This is a genomic window from Kitasatospora sp. NPDC023385, from assembly GCF_055664045.1.
In genome coordinates this window covers 1-3020 of record NZ_JBVOOL010000086.1, presented here as the reverse complement: position 1 = coordinate 3020, position 3020 = coordinate 1, and the positions used below count along the sequence as shown (strand labels likewise).

The following is a 3020-nucleotide window of genomic DNA, read 5'->3' as shown; positions in this document are numbered from 1 at the left end:
CTCACAGCACACGACTACCGGGGCCGACCCTCCGCGGGCAGGCGAACGCTACTGCTTCACCCATCCGAGCGACATCACGGATTCAACTTCAGTACTAGCGCAGTCGCCGGTAGTCCGGATCGTTCGGGTCCTGGCTCGGCAGGGAGCGACGCCGGAGCCGAAGCGCCTGCACCGCCTCCCGGTCGCCATGCCGTTTGGCCTTCTCGATCGCGTAACCGATGACCTGATACGCCCGGTTGGGCTGCCGTCGCAGGCCCTTGTTGTACTCGGGCAGCAGAGACTGTTCGATGAACTGGTCCAGCCGGTCGAGGTAGATGTTCGAGAGGATCGGCGAGGCTACCCCGCCCTGCGGCGCGCCGCTGAGCGTGGCGTGCCAGCGCCAGTCCTCCAGGTATCCGACCTTGAGCATGTGGCTGATCAGCCGTAGAAACCGGCCGTCGTGGATCTTCTCCGCCAGCGTCGACAGCATCACCTCGTGATCGAGGCTGCCGAAGCAGTCGGAGATGTCCCCCTCGACGAACCAGTGGGTTCCCTTCCAGACTTCCACGACCTCGCTGAGCGCGGTGTGACAGCCACGTCCGGGCCGGAACCCGTGGGAGCGGTCGGAGAACTGGACGTCGTAGTACGCCTCAAGGAGCAGACGCACCACCTCGGCGACCAGCTTGTCCGACCAGGTCGGCAAGCCCAGCGGGCGCTTCTTCGTTGACCCTTTCTTCTCGATGTAGACCCGCTTAACCGGAGACCATCGGTAGCGTTCGGCGCGCAAGGCGTCGATGATGCTGCCGACCTTCTCCAGCGACATGCCATCCGCGGTCTCCCCGGTGGTCCCGGGCGTCATCGCACCCGCGTTGGCGTAGATGCGTCCGTAGGCCACCAAGTACAGCTGAGGGTTGAACAGTTGCCGATACAGCCTCTCGACCGGCAGTCCTCTCTCACCGCGCTTACGGATGACGTCCAGCACCGCTTCGGCGCTCTGCATTACGCATGCCTTCCTTCACTGGACATCTCGATCACCTGTGCCCCTTTGCCCTGCGGACGGCTTTCCCGTCCTCCCTGGCAGGTCGTCACTCCTGCGACCACTACGGGCACTCCGTCGCCATAGGGCTCGCGCCCCGTAGGCGATCCCGTGGTACGTCTTCGCTGTACGTATCGAGCACGACGTAGGCCGCCCACTCATCTCCTTGACCGCCCTCGCTGGGCGATGCTCCACGTCACGGAGGTTGTCCGGTCCTCGGGTTCATGACCGGACATGACGTGGCGTCGGTTTCAGGTGTCGTTCCGACGAGTGCGCACTTTCACTGCTGGAGATTGGGCTTCAAGCAATCCAGCCTTGGCCATATCGCGCGGGTCTCGCGGCGCCCCGCCCCGGACACCTCCGGGCGGCCACCGCTTCCCTGACATGCTCTTGTCCCCTCGCGCTTTCGCGTCCAGGTGAGTCAGGTGACCCAGGAACCTCCCTCCGAGTTCCTCCCGACTGCGTCGGGGATACAACGAAGCGCCTCACGGCGCACACCCGGCGTGCGACTCTCGCCGCACCGGGCTCTCCACGGTTCCTGCCGTCAGGCGGGGTTCGCAGGGGGCCACGGGGTCGGGATCTTGTTGCCCCGGTAGGTGTAGCGGGAGACCGTCACACCCTCGATCCGGAAGTACTCGACCCCGTCGGCCGCGATCCTCCGCCGCCCGGAGGCGGCGAGGTGTCGGCGGACCTGTCCCCAGTTGCAGCCGTGGCGCGCCCGCAGCATGTGGACGAGCCTCCACCAGGTGAAGTCGTCCAGTTTGCTGAAGGTGTGTTTGGCCACGGCGTACTTGAAGTAGTTGGCCCATCCCCGCATGATCTGACCGAGTCTGGTCAGAACCGACGCGAAGTCCTGCTGCGATGTCTTGTGCGTCAGGGCACGGATCTTCGCCTTCAAGGTCCGGAGGGGCCGGGCCGCGATGAAGGTGTAGACGTACCACTTGTCCGTCCCCCTCTTGCGCTTCCACCGGATGCGGAAGCCCAGGAAGTCGAACCCGTCGCCCAGGTGGACCACTTGGGTCTTGGCCGGTGACAGCCGCAACCCGAGCGGGGCCAGCGCGACGGCGACATCTTCGCGCAGCGCTTCGACGTGCTCGCGCGAGCCGTGCACCAAGACGACGAAGTCGTCCGCGTAGCGCACCAGCCGCCACGTCGGTCGCCCCTTGGCGCGCCGGTAGTCGCGTTTGCCGTGGGTCGACATTGCCCCGCCAGGCTTCCACGGCCCCATCACGTGCTCGTCGAGCACGCTCAGGCGATGTTGGCCAGCAGCGGAGACAGGATGCCGCCCTGCGGTGTGCCGGTCATGGTGTCGTGGTCGATCGAGTCGAAGCACGCCTCGATGTCCGCATCCAGCACCCAGCGGTAGCCACGGGAGCCGAAGTGGTGAATCTCAGCGATCGCGTCCTGAGCACGCCGCTTGGGCCGGAAACCGTACGAGCACGGCAAGAACTCCGCCTCGAAGATCGGCTCCAGCACCAGTTTCAGCGCCGCCTGGACGACCCGATCCGCAACCGTCGGAATCCCGAGCTTGCGGACCTTCCCCGACCCGCCCGGTTTCGGGATCTTGCGCTCCCGCACCGGAAGTGGTCGGAACAAGCCGTCCTTGAGACCGGCCCGCAGGTCGTCCAGGAACCCGGGCACACCCACCTGCTCCGCGACGTCGGCGACCGTCAAGCCGTCCACGCCAGCAGTGCGCGCACCCTGGTTTCCCGCGACCCGGTCGAACGCCACGATCAACGTCGCCGGGTCACACACGAAGTTGAACAAGTCATCGAACCGGCGGCCGGGATCGGCCACCGCCCAACAGTGAAGCTTGGCCTGCATCTCCGATACCCTCGCTCCCGGCCCGGCCGGACCAGAACGAGGAGCATCGCCATTCGGCGACGCGTCTTCCGGCATTGCAGCGACCCTCCCTTCTCGAAACCGCTGCCGCCCTTCCCCATGCGGCCGGCTTTCCCGACCTCGGAGTACTACGGCGGCTCCGCCCCGTCCCGGACCGATCGGC

At 66.2% G+C, this 3020-nt stretch carries 2 protein-coding genes and 1 pseudogene; all 3 read right to left on the bottom strand.

Annotated features, from left to right (window positions below; translation table 11 throughout):
• Positions 1-97 precede the first annotated feature (97 nt).
• A pseudogene (locus tag AC0B61_RS37090) lies at positions 98-979 on the bottom strand (reverse transcriptase/maturase family protein); the annotation flags it as partial.
• Between the two features lie 580 nt (positions 980-1559).
• Positions 1560-2261: a group II intron maturase-specific domain-containing protein gene (locus tag AC0B61_RS37085; protein WP_471746936.1), complete on the bottom strand. Its 702-nt coding sequence runs from the start codon at positions 2259-2261 to the stop codon at positions 1560-1562.
• A gap of 2 nt (positions 2262-2263) precedes the next feature.
• Positions 2264-2839 (bottom strand): reverse transcriptase domain-containing protein, encoded by a 576-nt coding sequence (locus AC0B61_RS37080; protein WP_471746934.1) that lies wholly within the window; start codon positions 2837-2839, stop codon positions 2264-2266.
• Positions 2840-3020: the final 181 nt, after the last annotated feature.